General features: G+C 72.2%; 13 protein-coding genes and 2 pseudogenes. 9 read left to right on the forward strand and 6 right to left on the reverse strand.

Annotation, left to right across the window (positions count from 1 at the left end; genetic code table 11):
- Positions 1-24: 24 nt before the first annotated feature.
- Both H8R17_RS35505 and H8R17_RS35510 read left to right on the forward strand, forming a co-directional pair.
- Complete coding sequence (locus tag H8R17_RS35505) at positions 25-1,533, forward strand: metallophosphoesterase (protein WP_187827328.1); 1,509 nt, start codon at positions 25-27, stop codon at positions 1,531-1,533.
- A gap of 80 nt (positions 1,534-1,613) precedes the next feature.
- Positions 1,614-2,005, forward strand: a pseudogene (locus H8R17_RS35510) (LLM class flavin-dependent oxidoreductase); the annotation flags it as partial.
- 48 nt (positions 2,006-2,053) lie between these two features.
- On the opposite strand, the gene H8R17_RS35515 reads toward H8R17_RS35510, so the two are convergent.
- The 5 genes from H8R17_RS35515 to H8R17_RS35530 form a co-directional block, all read right to left on the reverse strand.
- Entirely contained in the window at positions 2,054-3,028 is a 975-nt protein-coding gene (locus H8R17_RS35515; RefSeq protein ID WP_187827329.1) for a TauD/TfdA family dioxygenase, read from the reverse strand.
- A gap of 96 nt (positions 3,029-3,124) precedes the next feature.
- Entirely contained in the window at positions 3,125-3,403 is a 279-nt protein-coding gene (locus H8R17_RS48925; protein ID WP_316959624.1) for a hypothetical protein, read from the reverse strand.
- Positions 3,404-3,523: 120 nt separating this feature from the next.
- Positions 3,524-3,715: a hypothetical protein gene (locus H8R17_RS48930; protein WP_316959625.1), complete on the reverse strand. Its 192-nt coding sequence runs from the start codon at positions 3,713-3,715 to the stop codon at positions 3,524-3,526.
- Between the two features lie 33 nt (positions 3,716-3,748).
- Positions 3,749-4,609, reverse strand: a complete 861-nt coding sequence (locus H8R17_RS35525; protein WP_187827330.1) for an alpha/beta fold hydrolase — start codon at positions 4,607-4,609, stop codon at positions 3,749-3,751.
- A 68-nt stretch (positions 4,610-4,677) separates the two neighbouring features.
- The gene (locus H8R17_RS35530) at positions 4,678-6,222 is read right to left on the reverse strand and encodes a glycoside hydrolase family 32 protein (protein ID WP_187827338.1); all 1,545 of its coding nucleotides are present in this window, start codon (positions 6,220-6,222) and stop codon (positions 4,678-4,680) included.
- 188 nt (positions 6,223-6,410) lie between these two features.
- Between H8R17_RS35530 and H8R17_RS35535 the strand changes: the two genes are divergently transcribed.
- The 4 genes from H8R17_RS35535 to H8R17_RS35550 are packed head-to-tail and all read left to right on the forward strand — an operon-like array spanning position 6,411 to position 11,194.
- Positions 6,411-7,820 carry an extracellular solute-binding protein gene (locus H8R17_RS35535; protein ID WP_187827331.1) on the forward strand — a complete coding sequence of 470 codons (1,410 nt, stop codon included), beginning with the start codon at positions 6,411-6,413 and terminating at the stop codon, positions 7,818-7,820.
- The gene (locus tag H8R17_RS35540) at positions 7,817-8,773 is read left to right on the forward strand and encodes a carbohydrate ABC transporter permease (protein WP_187827332.1); all 957 of its coding nucleotides are present in this window, start codon (positions 7,817-7,819) and stop codon (positions 8,771-8,773) included. Before H8R17_RS35535 ends, H8R17_RS35540 begins: the two co-directional genes overlap by 4 nt.
- A gap of 19 nt (positions 8,774-8,792) precedes the next feature.
- Positions 8,793-9,647 carry a carbohydrate ABC transporter permease gene (locus H8R17_RS35545; RefSeq protein WP_187827333.1) on the forward strand — a complete coding sequence of 285 codons (855 nt, stop codon included), beginning with the start codon at positions 8,793-8,795 and terminating at the stop codon, positions 9,645-9,647.
- A complete protein-coding gene (locus H8R17_RS35550) occupies positions 9,644-11,194 on the forward strand; it encodes a glycoside hydrolase family 32 protein (RefSeq protein WP_187827334.1) in 1,551 nt (516 codons plus the stop codon). Before H8R17_RS35545 ends, H8R17_RS35550 begins: the two co-directional genes overlap by 4 nt.
- Here H8R17_RS35550 and H8R17_RS35555 read toward each other — a convergent pair.
- Positions 11,157-12,239, reverse strand: coding sequence for a LacI family DNA-binding transcriptional regulator (locus tag H8R17_RS35555; protein ID WP_187827335.1), 1,083 nt, complete (start codon positions 12,237-12,239; stop codon positions 11,157-11,159). The two genes, H8R17_RS35550 and H8R17_RS35555, sit on opposite strands and share 38 nt — an antisense overlap.
- Before the next feature lie 126 nt (positions 12,240-12,365).
- Here H8R17_RS35555 and H8R17_RS35560 point away from each other — a divergent pair, with 126 nt between their 5' ends.
- The 3 genes and pseudogenes from H8R17_RS35560 to ligD all read left to right on the forward strand — a co-directional run.
- Complete coding sequence (locus H8R17_RS35560; protein WP_187827336.1) at positions 12,366-13,196, forward strand: aldo/keto reductase; 831 nt, start codon at positions 12,366-12,368, stop codon at positions 13,194-13,196.
- Positions 13,197-13,244: 48 nt separating this feature from the next.
- On the forward strand, positions 13,245-13,859 hold the full coding sequence (locus H8R17_RS35565; RefSeq protein ID WP_187827337.1) for a DNA polymerase ligase N-terminal domain-containing protein: 615 nt from the start codon (positions 13,245-13,247) through the stop codon (positions 13,857-13,859).
- A gap of 5 nt (positions 13,860-13,864) precedes the next feature.
- Positions 13,865-14,774 (forward strand): annotated as a pseudogene (ligD, locus tag H8R17_RS35570) (non-homologous end-joining DNA ligase); the annotation flags it as partial.
- Positions 14,775-14,858 lie beyond the last annotated feature (84 nt).

Here is a 14,858-nt window from a genome sequence, read left to right on the forward strand (position 1 = left end):
CAGTCCAGTTGTTACGGTGCACCAGTGTCTGACTCTTCACGCGATACAGCCGAGGGTGCCGGCTGGAGCGCCACCGCGGAACGCGGCACGTACCAGCAGCTGATGCCGCCCCGCGTCGAGAAGCTCTCCTGGCTCAGCCCCAAGACGCTGTGGGCGGCCCGCAACGGGGTGCTGGCCTCCTGGTTCGGCGACCCCACGGGCCGTACCCGCAGCCGCTGGGTGGGACAGCGGGCGGCCGCCGGCGCACCGGCGGACAAGGTGATCCGGCGCGACGATCCGGACCGCTTCTCCTTCCTGGTCATCGGCGACACCGGGGAGGGCGACGAGCCCCAGTACGCCGTTGTCCCGGGGCTTCTGAAGGCGGGTCAGCACACCAGCTTCGCGGTCGTCGCCAGCGACGTGATCTACCCGGTCGGCAGTGCGGACGACTACGGCACGAAGTTCTTCCAGCCGTACCAGGACTACCAGGCGCCGATCTACGCGATACCCGGCAACCACGACTGGTACGAGGACCTCGGCGCCTTCATGCGCGTCTTCTGCGACGACGCCCCGCCGCTCCCGCCCGAGCCCGGGCCGCGCCCCCTGACCCGCGCCTGGCTGCGCTCACTGCTGTGGCACCGGCCGCGCCCCGACGACGGCCAACACCTCTCAGAGGCACGGAAGTTGCGCTCCGGCCCGGCACAGCAGGCCGTGCAGCCGGGCCCGTACTGGGCGATCGACGCCGGGCCGGTGCGGATCATAGGGATCGACACGGGGCTGCTGGGCACCCTCGACGCCGAGCAGGGGGCCTGGCTGCGGGAGGTGTCCCGAGGGCCGCGGCCGAAGATCCTCGTCACGGGCTCGCCCCTGTACGTGGACGGCGAGCACCATCCGTGCCCCATCGACGGAGGCGGCACCGTCGACGCGATCGTCCGCGACCCGGACCACCACTACGTCGCGGCGATAGGCGGCGACATCCACAACTACCAGCGCTACCCGGTGCGGTTGGCCGACGGCCGCACCCTGCAGTACGTGGTCGCGGGCGGCGGCGGAGCGTTCATGCACGCCACCCACACCATCCCCCGGATCTCCGTCGCGGGCGTCACCGAGCGGGACTTCCGCTGCTACCCGCTGCGCGGCGACTCCCTCGCCTTCTACAGCCGGCTCTACGGCCGCCGGCTGCGCCTGCGCCGCTTCTTCACGCTCACCGAGGCCGAGGCGTTGGCCGTGATCGCCGAGCGTCTCGGCATCCCGCCGACCCGGGCGCCGGGCGCGTCCGCCCGTGTGACGCGGCGGGTCCGCCTGGTCGCCGGTCTGCTGGGCACCGGTCGCCGCCCCGACCGCGCCAAGCGCTTCCGGCTGCCCGTGCGCAAGATCTACACGCAGCTGTTCTCGCCGAGTTCGGCGACCTACAGCCCGCCGTTCTTCAAGTGCTTCCTGCGCCTGGACGTCTCCCCCGAGGCGGTCCGGCTGCGCTGCCACGCGGCCACGGGCCATCGCGCACAGGAAGTCGACCCGCCCGTCGAGGACGAGGTGACGATCCCCCTGGTCTGAGGGGGCGGGGCGGGAACACCGCTGGTCGTGGTCCGGTTGGCACTGCCGTACGACGTTGAACGACGAACGACGGAGGGCCCGTGCCCCCGACCTCACGACCGCTCAGCAAGCTGGGCTTCCTGACCATCGGGCTGTTCGACGAGGCGGACCCGCGCCACGGTCACGAGTCCACGCTCGACCTCATCGAGCTGGGCGAGCGGCTCGGCTTCGACAGCGCCTGGGTGCTCCACCGCCATCTGCAGTACGGCATCTCCTCCCCCGTCGCCGTCCTGGCCGCCGCCTCGCAGCGCACCCGCCGGATCGAACTCGGCACCGCGGTCATCCCGTTGGGGTGGGAGAACCCACTGCGGCTGGCCGAGGATCTGGCGACGGTGGACCTGCTGTCCGGCGGCCGCCTCAACCCGGGCGTGAGTGTCGGCCCGCCGACGCACTACGAGCAGGTCAAGGGCCGCTGTATCCGGACTCGGCCGACATGGCGACAAAGCTCGGTCCGGCGCTGGGGTGGCGGCCCGCCGCCTGATCACCAGCGGCCGGGTTCGCTGCCGACGATCACCTCGGACGGCCTGCCGTCGGCCCCGACCGGCACGTCTCCGGCGAGCATCACGCGGTGCATGATCCGCGGGTGGTCGAGGTGGGCGGTGTCGCTCGGGGCCAGGTGGATGGTGGCCCGGTTGTCCCAGAAGGCGACGCTGCCCGGCTCCCAGCGGAAGCGGACGGTGTACTCGGGCCGGGTCGCCTGCTCCACCAGCATGTCGAGGATCGCGCGGCTCTCGGCCCGGGACAGGCCGGTGATCTGCTCGACGTAGTAGGGGTTGACGAGCAGCACCCGCTCCCCCGTCTCCGGGTGGACGCGCACGAGCGGGTGCTCGGTGGCGATCTGGTGGTCCAGCAGGTGGCGGACGTAGGCGTCGTCGCCGGGGCGGGGCTGGTAGCCGACCCCGAGCCGGTGCTCGGCGCGCAGTCCGTCGACGAACGCGCGCACCGGCGCGGACAGTCCGGCGTACGCGGCCACCAGGCTGGACCAGGTGGTGTCGCCGCCGTACGGCGGGACGGTGTCGGCGCGCAGGATCGTCGCGGCGGGCGGGTCGACGCGGGCGCCGTGGTCGCAGTGCCAGCCGCGCAGCAGCGTGTGCCGGCGGCGGTGCAGCCACTCGTCGCGGTCCATGCCGTACCGCCCGCCCAGCTCCAGTCGGTCGGCGGTGGTCTCGATCTCGGGGACGTCGGGCGGCGAGGCCGTGCCGCGCCGCCGCAGCACGACCGGTTCGCCGAACCGGCGGGCGAACGCCACGTGCCGGGCGTGGTCGAGGCGCTGTCCCCGGAAGAACACCACCTTCCAGCGCAGCACCGCCGCCCGGATGGCGCCGATCACGGCTTCGTCGAGGTCACCGGCCAGGTCGACGCCGGTGATCTCGGCTCCGATGTGCCCGGCGGCCGGCCGCACCTCGATCCCCGCGGCCTGGTCCGCACCCTCGGCGGTGGCCCTGTCCGTCGTCATGCGCACCCTCCCTCGGTCGCCCCCCGGAACCGGCCCCGTGCGGGCCGGGCCCTGGGAAAGATCGTGACAGTGATCGCCGTACGGGGCGACAGGGCCTCACCGGCCGATGGGCGCGTTCAGCGTGTCCAGGACGGTCTCCACGACGTCGGCCGGGGACCGGCCGCCGGTGTCGACGCGGATCAGGCCGTATGCGTCGACGGCCTCGGTCATCAGCTGCTGGAAGCGTGCGGTGTGGGCCAGGAACCGGCCGATCAGGTGCCGTTCGGCGTCCGTGGCCTGCGGACAGTGCCCGGCGGCACGCACGCGGGCGGCGAGGACCGCCTCGTCCGCTGTGAGCCCCACCGCCCGCGCGTTCGGCAGGGTCAGCCCGGCCACGCGGGCGGGCCGCAGTGCGGAACCCTCCAGGACGAGGCCGGGCCCGGCGCCGCGCGTGCTCGCCGATCAGGTCCTCGATGCGCGGCCACAGGCGGGCGTAGTGGTCGGGCACCGACGCGATCAGCTCCTCGACGGGGAGGTGCCGTAGTGCTCGGCGACGTACGGCGCCACCTCGTGCTCCGGGGTGCGCCAGGGGCGTCCCGGGTGGCGGACCAGGCCGTCGGTCGAGCGGCACGCGAAGCCGAGCCGGCCGGCGACGGCCCGCGCGACGGTCGACGTGCCGGTGTGGGACGTCCCCCCGATGAGTACCACGCGCCCGCCTCCCATTCGGCGATCCGACAGGGCCTAGTGCTGACCAGGTTGCTCCTGCCGTCCGTCCTGGCGATGCAGGAAGGTGAGGAGGGCGGCGGTGAGTTCGGCAGGGGTGTCCTCCTGGACGAGGTGGCCCGCGCCGGCGATCGGCTCGAACCGCGCGTCCGGGATCAGTGCGGCGAGCTCGCGTCCCTTCGCCACGGGGATCCAGATGTCGTCCTCGCCCCAGCAGACCAGCGTCGGCAGACCGATCTCGGCGTACCGGTCCTGGACCTCGTCGGTGTGCCGCTGGTCGGCCTGGGCGATCTGCCGGTAGAAGGCGGGCCGGCCCAGGTCGCCGAGCCAGGGCTGGACGAGCCGGTCGAGGACCGCAGGATGCAGACCCGGGCTGCTGGCGGACGCCACGTACTCGCGGACCAGTGCGCGGTGCAGTGGGGGCGGCAGTTGCTCGAAGACCTTGGCGTGCTCGCCGAGGAGCCGGAAGGACGGGGACCCCCACGGGGCCAGCGCGACCGGGTCGACCAGGGCGAGGGCCCGGTAGCGGCCGCCGTGCAGCAGGTGCGCGCGCAGGGCGACGGTGCCGCCGAAGTCATGGGCGACCACGTGGGGTTCCGCCAGCCCCAAGTGGCCCAGCAGCTCGGTGAAGACGCGGCCCTGGGCGGCCAGGGACACGTCCTGGCCTGCGTACTTCTCCGACAGCCCGTAGCCGGGCATGTCCCACACGTACACCTGGCGCTCACGGGCCAGCGAGCGGGCCACCGCGCGCCAGACATACGAGGAGAAGGGGGTGCCGTGCAGCAGGACGACCGGCTGCCGGCCGGGCTGCCCCAGGCGGTTCCAGCGGACCTCACCGGATGAGCTGGGGAAGGTCTCGGGCAGGTCCCACTCGGTCATGGATGCCGTTCCTCTCGTGTGCGACCGTCGGCTGCCCATCCGATCACGTGGCCGGCACCCCACGTGGGTCAGACCGCGAACTCGCGGACCACCGTGTTGCGGAACACCGCGCCGCCGTCGATCGTGAACAGCGCGATCCCGGTGTCGCCGGGGTCCGGGAAGGCCTCGCAGGAGTGCACGTACCGGCCGTCGTCGACGAACATCTCCACGCACGTGCGGTCGACCAGGATCCGCAGCCGGACCGTCCGCGCGGCCGGGTCGAAGGGGCTGCGGCTCTCCTGCCACCGGCCGGAGCTGTCCGGGTTGACCGTGTGGCCGCGGTTGACGAAGGCGTACGTGCCGTAGATGCCCGCGTCGATGTGGCGTGTGCCGTCGGGTGAGCGGCGCAACTGGAGGCCCGCGCCGGTGAGCCGGTCCCAGGTGATCTCCGTGGAGAGCTCGTAGGCGGTGCCGGTGTAGTCGAGCGGGAGGTTGCCGTCGACCGTCAGGTCGCCGAGGTTCACCGTGCGGGAGACGTGGTCGGCGAGCGCCGGCACCGGCCGGGACGCCAGGTAGCGGGTGCCGTCCGGGGCGCGCCTCAGCCTGATCTCGCGGACGATCGAGTCGGTGCCGTTGAAGCCGTCGCACTCGATGGTGGGGGTGGTGTTGGCGTAGTCCCAGTGGTTCAGCCAGCCGATCGCGTACCGCGTGGCCGGGTCGAGCGTGCCGTCCGGGTCGCGCTTGTCGAAGGTGACGGCCGCGTACCAGTCCCAGCCGTGGTCCAGCCACTGCGGGTCGGCTGCGTCGGCGGTGAAGGCCGTACCGTCGAACGACCCCGTCCAGTAGGCGTAGGTGCCCGGCAGTCCGGAGCCCTTGCCGTTGGCGCTCACGCCCAGCACCCATCGCCAGGTGCCGTCCTCGGCACGGATGTGGAACAGGTCGGGGCACTCCAGGACGCCGATGCCGTCCTTGACGAACCCGCTGAGGTAGGTCCACGCCTTCAGGTCGGTGGAGTGGTAGAAGCCGACCTTGTTGTTCTCGGCGAGGGTCATCACCCAGCGGCCGCGCTCCTCGTCGCGGATCACCTTGGGGTCGCGGAAGTCGCGGACGCCGGGGTTGGGCAGCACCGGGTCGGTGCCGTGGGGCGTGAAGGTGCGGCCGCCGTCGGTGGAGTAGTACAGGTACTGGGCCTGGGTGACCTCGTCCGGCGCCATGGTCGCGAGGACGATCACCGCGCCCGCGCCGAAGCCCGCCGTGTTCTCCGTGTCGACGACCGCCGAGCCGGACCAGACGTCGCCGTTGGGGGTGGTGTCCTTCGGTACGGCGATCCCGCGGTCGGTGAAGGTGACCAGGTCGGTGCTGGTGGCCAGGCGCCAGGCGGTGCCCGCGGTCGTGCCGCCCGTCGAGTAGTCGGGGTTGTAGAGGTAGTAGTAGTGGTACTCGCCGTCGATCCAGACCGGTCGCTGCGGGTCGTTCTTCCACTGGTCGGGGACGGTGAAGTGGTACTCGGCGCGGTAGCTGCCCGGGCACGCGGCGGCCGTGGGTGCGGTCCGTGCCGCCGCGGGTCTTCCCGCGAGGGGCAGTAACGCGCCCGCCGAGGCGACGAACAGCGACCTCCTGGATGGTCCGGGCATGCCGGATGCGCCACGCATGGTGCGGCTCCCTTCCCCGACGCCGTCGTCGGAAACTGCGGCTCTTGTAGAGCAGGACTGTGCGACCTAACTCGTTAAAGGTCAAGCCGTTCAGCCCTCTTGACATGTCTGTAACACGGCTCGATCATCTGGGGAATCAGATTTGGCTAACACGAGTTAGGCCCGCACGCATGACCGACTCGCACCTCACTCGCCGCACGCTCCTGCGGTACGGCGCCTACGGCGCGGGGGCCGCCGCTCTGGCCGGTACCGCCGCGAGCTGGGACCGGCTCACCGGAGCCGACATTCCCGGCCGCGACGACGGCTCCCTCGTCGTCGCCACCCTCGGCCCGGCCTACGGGCCCGCCGCCATCCGGACGCTCACCGAGGGCTTCCGCCAGGTGCACCCCGACATCAAGCTCCGGATCAACGCCGTGCAGGCCGTCGACTGGTCGGACTTCTTCGCGAAGATCCTGACGCAGGTCGCGGCGGGCACCGCACCCGATCTCGTCTACGTCGCCACCGAGGGGGTGCAGCTGTTCGCGCAGCGCCTCGGCGTGGCCCTGGACAAGTGGGTGCGGCGGGACGCGGCGGAGCTGAAGGAGTACTTCGCGGACGTCCACCCCTCGCTGGTGGAGTCGATGATGTACGAGGGCGGCCTGTACCAGCTGCCGGTGGAGTTCAACGCGGCCGACATCTACCTCAACACGCAGGTGCTTCAGCGGGCCGGCGCCGACTTCCCGCCGGCCGACTGGACCCGGGACGACTTCACCGCGCTGCTGCGGGACATGAAGAAGGCGAGCGGTGCGCGGTTCACGCCGTACTTCTGGACGAACCGGCTGTGGGGCGGCGTGGTGCCCTGGCTGTTCGCCAACGGCACCAATCTGCTCGCCGAGTCCAAGGCGCCCGGCGGGTCCTGGCTGTGGGACTCCTTCTACCCGGCCGCGCAGCGGCGCGGGCGCGGCGGCGGCTTCAGGTGGACGGCCCCGCAGGCCACCCACGACCGCGTGGAGGAGGTCTACGACTACCTCGCCGACCTCATCCAGGAGGGCCTGTGCACCCGCCCCGAGGGCGGCAACGGGCAGAACCTCATCGGCGTGTTCTCCACCGGCCGGGTCGGGGTCACCCCGGCGGGCGGCTTCTGGGCGGGCGGCCTGCACCTGGCAGGCATGCAGTCCGACGGCTTCGACGTGCAGTACTTCCCGCGCTGGCGCGCCCAGCGCATGCAGTACGGCGCGGCCGGCTACGCGCTGCTGCGTACGTCGAAGAAGCAGGAGGAGGCCTGGGAGTTCATCAAGTACGCGGCCCGCAGGGACACCCTGATGCGGCTGTTCGAGACCAACCAGACTACCCCGGCCCGCCGTTCGATGCTGACCGCCGACCGCTACCGGGAGATGGGCCCGGCGCACTGGCAGGTCTTCTACGACACCCTCGACAAGTTCCCCGACACCGGGCCGATGCCCGCGCCGCCGCAGTACGCCGAGGTCGAGCAGGCGCTGGTCAAGCACACGGGCACGGCCCTGGCCTCGCCGCGCTCGGTGCGCCCCGCGCTGCGCCGGATGCAGGGCGATCTGGAGAAGGCCATGGAGCGTGACGCATGACGAACACCCAGATCCCGGCCGCACCGGCCGCTCGGCCCGCTGCCCCGGCTGCCGCTACCGCGCCGGGCTCCTCCGGCCGTGACCGCGGCACCCGGCTGCTGGCCACGCTGTTCCTGGCGCCGACGATCGTCGGCATCGTCGTCTTCACGGTCGTCCCGATCGTCGGGTCGGTGGTGCTCAGCCTGTTCCACTGGAATGTGATCGACTCCCCGAGTTTCGCCGGTGCCTCCAACTACGGTGCCGTGTTCAGCGATTCGACCGTGCTGGTGTCCTTCCGCAACACGCTGGTGTTCATGGTGTTCGCGGTGGCGCTGCAACTCCTCATCGCGCTGGCGCTGGCGCTCACCCTGAACGGGCGGATGCCGATGTGGCTGCGGTCGGTGTTCCGGTCGGCGTTCTTCTTCCCGCTGGTGCTGTCCGCGGCGTCGATCTCGGTGGTGATGAAGTACCTGTTCAACCAGGACTTCGGGGTGGTGAACTGGCTGCTCGGCTTCGTCGGGATCGCGCCGGTGCCGTGGCTGACGTCGGAGAACGCGGCAATGGCCACGGTCGTCCTCGTCTATGTGTGGCAGCAGTTCGGCTTCTCCTTCCTGTTGTTCATCGGGGGGCTGAACAACATTCCGAAGGAGATCCACGAGGCCGCCTCCCTGGACGGCGCGACGGGCCTGCGCAAGCACCTGTCCATCACGCTGCCGCTGCTGTCGCCCACGCTGCTGGTGGCGTCGGTGGTCGGCATCATCAACGCGCTCCAGGTCTTCGAGCAGCCCTACGTGCTGACCAACGGCGGTCCCGGCGACGCCACCCGCACCGTCGTGATGGTGATCTACGAGACGGCGTTCGAGCAGCTGCGGTTCGGCGAGGCCTCCGCGGTGGGCGTGCTGCTGTTCGTGCTGATCATGGCGGTCACCGCCCTCCAGTTCCGGCTCAGCCGGCGTTTCGTCCACTACCAGTGAGCCGGGTGAGTTGAGTCCGATGAGCCAAGCAACCCTCTCCTTCAGCCGTGCCCGGTACTCGCTGGCGCCGTGGGCGCGGATCTCCGGGCTGACAGTGTGCGCCCTGCTGACCCTCGGCCCGGTGGTGTGGACGGTCTCCACCTCCCTGCGCACGCCCGCCGAGGCGTTCAACCTGCCCCCGAAGATCATCCCGACCGATCCGTCCGCCGAGGCGTATCGCGGGGTGTTCGACCAGATCGACATGTGGCTGCTGGCGCTGAACTCCACGCTGGTGACCGCGCTGATCGCGGTGGGCCAGATGATCACGGCGGGGCTCGCCGGGTACGCCTTCGCGCGCCTGGAGTTCCGGTTCAAGAAGTCGCTGTTCGCGCTGGTATTGGCGACGATGATGGTGCCGTTGCAGGTGACCATCGTGCCGGTGTTCCTGGTGCTGAAGTCGATGAGTCTGACCGACACCCTGCTCGGTCTGATCATCCCGGCGTTCCCGACCGCTTTCGGCACCTTCCTGATGCGGCAGTACTTCCTGGGCATGCCGAAAGACCTGGGCGAGGCCGCGATGCTGGACGGCGCCGGGCCCTGGCGGACCTTCCGGTCCGTGTACGCGCCGCTGGCCGCGCCGGGGCTCGCGATCGTCGGCGTGCTCGCCTTCAACTACCACTGGAACGAGTTCTTCCGGCCGCTGATCCTGGAGACCTCCGCCCAGAACTACACGTTGCCGCTGGGCCTGGTCTCCCTTCAGGGCAACCTCGGCACCGGTTCGATCTCCGTGGTCCTCGCCGGTGTCGTGCTGTCCATGATTCCCGCCGTCGCCGTGTTCGTCGTCGGCCAGCGCCCTCTCCGGGAGGGCATCACGTCCGCAGGAGTCAACCGTTGAGCCTCGCCGCTCCCCCGCCGGACCCGCACACCCCGCGCTTCAGGGTCCGCCCACCCGCCAACTGGATCAACGACCCCAACGGGCCCTTCCGTTGGCGGGGCCGCTACCACCTCTTCTACCAGCACAACCCGGCCGCGCCGGTGCACGCGAACGTCCACTGGGGCCATGTCTCCAGCCCTGACCTCGCGCGCTGGGAGCACCATCCGATCGCGCTCACGCCGACGCCGGGCGGGCCGGACGAGGCGGGCTGCTGGTCGGGGTGCGTGGTCGACGATGGCGGCGTGCCGACGGCGGTGTACACCGGCGTCGACCGTGGCCATGCGGGCAACGGCGCGATCTGCCTGGCGCGGGCGGCGGACCTGGACGACGTGACGCTGGCCGAGTGGCGGCCGCTGCCCGCGCCGGTGGTGGCGGGTCCGCCGGACGGCCTGGACGTGGTGATGTTCCGCGACCCGTTCGTGTTCCGCTGCGAGGGGCGGCGCTGGGCGCTGGTCGGTGCGGGGCACGCCGACGGTACGGCGTCGGTGCTGCTGTACGAGTGCGACGACCTGACGGCGTGGCGGTTCGCCGGGGTGCTCGTGGACGGCAACGACCCGGTCGCGACGGACGCGTTCGGGGACAAGGCGGTCGGCTGGGAGTGCCCGCAGCTGTTCGCCACGCCGGGCGGTTCGTGGGTGCTGGTGGTGTCGCTGTGGGACGGGGACCCGTGCTCCACCGGCTGTCTGAGGGGGCGTCTGGAGGGCGACGGACAGGGCGGTTTGCGTTTCGCGGCGCAATGCGCGGGCCGGCTCGACCACGGGCGGGACTTCTACGCGCCGGCCGTGCTGCAGGATGCGGACCGGGCGCTGATGTGGGGCTGGTCCTGGGAGGCACGCGAGCAGCCCGAGACCCTGCGGGCCGGCTGGGCGGGCGTACTCACCGCGCCGCGCGTCGTCGACGTCCACCCGGACGGATCGCTGCGGGTGGCCCCCGCGCCGGAACTGGAACTGCTGCGCGCACCCGAGCCGTTCGTCTCCGGGTCGGGCACGGTGGCGGATCCGGAGGCGTACGAACCGTCCGTCACCACGTCGGGCACGGTCGCGGATCCAGCAGCCCACGCCCCGTCCGCCACCACACCGGGCACAGCCCCGGATCCAGCAGCCCACACCCCCTCCGCCACCACACCGGGCACGGTCGCGCTCCCGAACGCCTACGACCTGTGTGTCACCGCCCGTGACGAGACGGCGGTGCGGCTGCTGCGGTCCGTCTCCGGGGCGGAGCTCACCGTGCGGGTGGACCCGGGCGAGGGCCGCGTGGTGCTCGACCGGGCCGGCTGGCCGCGGGCGCGGGCCGACGGTTCGGCGCCTGTCGAGGTGCGGGTGCCGCCGGGTGCGGAGCTCTCCGTGCGGGTGCTGGTCGACGGTTCGCTGCTGGAACTGTTCGTGGGCGACCGTGCCATGGTCACCGAGCGGGTCTACCGGAGCCCGGCGGACGTGCCTGAGCTAGCGGTGACGGGTGCCGGGGCGGCCGTCACGGGATGGGAACTGGTCCCACCGACGCGCGGCTGATCACCGGGCAGGCCAGGCGCCGTACGTTGGCGGGCGGCGTCCGGCCGGTGTCGATGGCGTCGAGGAGCAGCCGTGCGGCGGCCTCGCCCATCGCCCGGTGCGGCAGCGCGACCGTGGTGAGGGGCGGCGACAGGTACGCGGCCATGTGCTCCTGGTCGTCGTAGCCCACCACCGACAACTCGTCGGGTACGGCGATCCCGAGCCGGGTCGCGGCATGCAGGGCGCCTGCCGCGACCCGGTCGTTGTAGCAGAAGATCCCCGTGGGGCGCCGCCCGGCGGGGATCCCGTCAAGCAGGCGCAGCGCGCCCTCGTACCCGCCGGAGATCTCGCCGCCGGTGCGCGCCACCCTCTCCTTGGGGACGGTGATGCCCTCGGCACGCAGGGCGTCGCGGAAGCCGCGCAGCCGCTCGACCGACGCGATGTCGTCCTGGCCGCCGACCAGCGCGACCCGCTGGTGCCCCGCCTCCAGCAGCAGCCGGGCCGCCGTACGGCCACCGGCGCGCTCGGCGGGGATGACGGCGGGCAGCGAGCCGTCCTCGGGCAGGCAGTTGGCCAGCACGCAGTGGGTGCGGTGCAGGCCCTCGGGCACACGGACGCGGCGCAGGGACATCGCCGCGTAGATGATGCCGTCCACCCGCCGGTCGAGGAGTTCGGCGACGGCCGCGTCCTCCTTGGCCGGGTCGCCGCCGGAGTCGACGGTGAGGACGAGGTGCTCGCTGCCCCAGGCGGTCTCCATGGCGCCGCGCAGCAGCCGGCCCGCGAACGGCGAGGAGGCGATCTCGTCGGTGACCAGGCCGATGACGGCGGTACGGCGGCGGCGCAGGCCGCGCGCGACGGGGTCGGGGCGGTAGCCGAGCTGGGCGGCGGCCTGCCGGATGCGTTCCTGGGTGGCGGGCGAGAGGTTGCCGTCGGCGCGGCCGTTGAACACGAAGGACACCGCGGTGTGCGACACGCCGGCGAGCCGGGCGACGTCCCGTGACGTGGGCCGCCCCGGTCCCGTCGTGTGCCTGCCCTCGACGCTGCCCATGCCGTCCGCTGCCCTCATCCCCCAGCCGTCCGGCTGATCACTGCTCACTCTATCCGGCGGCCGGGGCGGCGACCCCGTCCGCGCTCGCGAGGGAGGCAGGCTCCCATACTGGATCTACTGCACAGTCAACGGGAAGGTCCGATCGTGATCAGCATCCCGGAGCACACGCTCAACGACGGAACGGCGATCCCCGGCATCGGCCTCGGCACCTGGCCGCTGGACGACGCCGACGCGGAGCAGGCGGTACGCGGCGCCCTGGACCTGGGCTACCGCCTCGTCGACACGGCGACGAACTACCGCAACGAGACCGGCGTGGGCCGGGCCGTCGCCCGCAGCGGCATCCCCCGCGAGGAGATCGTGGTGACGACGAAGCTGCCGGGCCGGCACCACGGCTACGAGGAGACGCTCGCCTCCTTCGAGGAGTCCCGGCGCCGGCTCGGCCTGGAGTACGTGGACCTGTATCTGATCCACTGGCCGCTGCCCCGCGTCGGCAAGTACGCCGACTCCTGGAAGGCCATGATCAAGCTGCGCGAGGAGGGCCTCGTACGGTCGATCGGCGTCTCCAACTTCACGCCCGTCCACATCGAGCGGCTGGAGAAGGAGACCGGAGTGCTGCCCTGCGTGAACCAGATCGAGCTGCATCCCCTCCTCCCGCAGGAGGACCTGCGCTCCTTCCACGCCGCCAGGGGCATCGTCACCGAGAGCTGGAGCCCGCTGGGCCGGGGCACGGACCTGCTGGACGATCCCGGCATCGTGCGCGTCGCCGAGGTCCACGGCGTGACGCCGGGGCAGGTCGTGCTGCGCTGGCACGTCCAGCTGGGCGCGCTGCCCATCCCGAAGTCGGCGAACCCCGAGCGGCAGCGGACCAACCTCGACGTCTTCGGGTTCGAACTGGACGACGACCAGATGCGGGCCGTCGCCGACCGGGCCCAGGAGCGCCTGGGCGGCGATCCGGAGGTGCACGAGGAGTTCTGACCGGGTACCCGGGGCCCGCGTGAGGGAGCTGCCGGGAAGGAGTCGGAGGTGGCCGAGCGGGACCGGCTGCGGGAGTACCGCGGCAAGCGTGACTTCGACCGGACCGGTGAGCCGGCCGGACGCGAGGGTGCCTCCGGCGAGGAGCCCCGGTTCGTGGTGCAGATCCATGACGCGAGCACCCTGCACTTCGACTTCCGTTTGCAGGTGGACGACGTCCTGAAGTCCTGGTCGGTGCCGAAGGGCCCGTCCGCCGACCCCAAGGACAAGCGGCTCGCGATGCCCACCGAGGACCATCCGCTGGAGTACGAGGAGTTCGAGGGCGTGATCCCCGAGGGCGAGTACGGCGGCGGCACCGTGATCGTCTGGGACCACGGCACGTACGAGCCGCTCAGCCACGACCGCAGGGGGCGACCGGTGGACTTCGCCGAGTCGCTGGAGCGCGGACACGCCAGGTTCCGGCTGAGCGGGGCCAAGCTGCGCGGCGAGTACGCGCTGACCCGGTTCCGCGGCGGGCAGGACGGCGGTGAGCGGGAGGCCTGGCTCCTGGTGCGGGCCTCGGGCGGGCGGGCCCACGGGCAGGACGCGCCGGATCCCCGCCGGGCCAGGTCGGTGCGCAGCGGCCGTACGCTCGGCCAGGTCGCCGCGGAGGACCGCGAGGAGTGAGCGCGATGGGCCGCACGCTGGACGCGCTGTCCGCCGAGCAGCGGCGGCTGCTGCGCAACGCCCGGCCGGGGGCGGAGCTGGCGGAGCGGCCGATGCTGGCCACGCTCAGCGACCGGCGCGACTTCTCCGGCCCGGACGAGGAGTGGATCTTCGAGGGGAAGCTGGACGGGGTGCGGCTGCTGGCCGCGCGCGAGGGTGGGCGGGTCACGCTGCTGTCCCGGACCGGGCAGCGGGCCAACGCCACGTACCCGGAGGTCGTGAAGGCGCTTGAGGCCCAGTCGTGCCGGGACTTCACGGTCGACGGGGAGATCGTCGCGTTCTCCCGGGGCCGCACCGACTTCTCCCGGCTCCAGCAGCGCATGGGGCTGACCCGGCGGGAGGACGTCGAGGCGAGCGGGGTCGCCGTGACGTACTACGTGTTCGACCTGCTGCGGCTGGACGGGCAGGACACCACCCGGCTGCCGCTGCGGGCTCGCAAGTCCCTGCTGCGCCGGGCGCTGGCCTTCCGGTCGCCGCTGGGGCTGACACCGCACCGCAACGAGGGCGGCGCCGAGCTGGTGGCTCAGTCCTGTGCGCGCGGCTGGGAGGGGCTGATCGCCAAGCGGGCCGACGCCGCCTACCAGCCGCGCCGGTCGGCTCACTGGCTCAAGCTCAAGTGCTCGCAGGGGCAGGAGTTCGTTGTCGGCGGTTTCACCGAACCGGCCGGCAGCCGCGTGGGGCTCGGCGCTCTGCTCCTCGGGTACTACGACGAGCAGGGCGCCGGCCGGCTGCGCTACGCGGGCAAGGTCGGCACGGGCTTCGACCGGCGGACGCTGCTCGCGCTGCGGGACCGGCTCGACGGGATGCGTGCCCTCCGGCGCACCGTTCGAGGGGCCGGTGCACGAGTCCGGGGCGCGGTGGGTGCGGGCCCGGCTAGGTCCTGTCTGGAGTTCGGATCACGAGTGTGGTGCGATGCTGCGGAGCCAGAGCATCGCACCACACAGGTGCAGTCCGGCCTCG

The organism is Streptomyces sp. TRM68367 (assembly GCF_014495685.1).
In the GTDB taxonomy this organism is placed as follows: domain Bacteria; phylum Actinomycetota; class Actinomycetes; order Streptomycetales; family Streptomycetaceae; genus Streptomyces.

Coding starts and splice junctions, on each gene's coding strand:
- H8R17_RS35545 (WP_187827333.1), top strand. CDS start 8,793: ATGAGCCAAGCAACCCTCTCCTTCAGCCGTGCCCGGTACTCGCTGGCG.
- H8R17_RS35515 (WP_187827329.1), bottom strand. CDS start 3,028: ATGACGACGGACAGGGCCACCGCCGAGGGTGCGGACCAGGCCGCGGGG.
- H8R17_RS35525 (WP_187827330.1), bottom strand. CDS start 4,609: ATGACCGAGTGGGACCTGCCCGAGACCTTCCCCAGCTCATCCGGTGAG.
- H8R17_RS35535 (WP_187827331.1), top strand. CDS start 6,411: ATGACCGACTCGCACCTCACTCGCCGCACGCTCCTGCGGTACGGCGCC.
- H8R17_RS35540 (WP_187827332.1), top strand. CDS start 7,817: ATGACGAACACCCAGATCCCGGCCGCACCGGCCGCTCGGCCCGCTGCC.
- H8R17_RS35555 (WP_187827335.1), bottom strand. CDS start 12,239: ATGAGGGCAGCGGACGGCATGGGCAGCGTCGAGGGCAGGCACACGACG.
- H8R17_RS35530 (WP_187827338.1), bottom strand. CDS start 6,222: ATGCCCGGACCATCCAGGAGGTCGCTGTTCGTCGCCTCGGCGGGCGCG.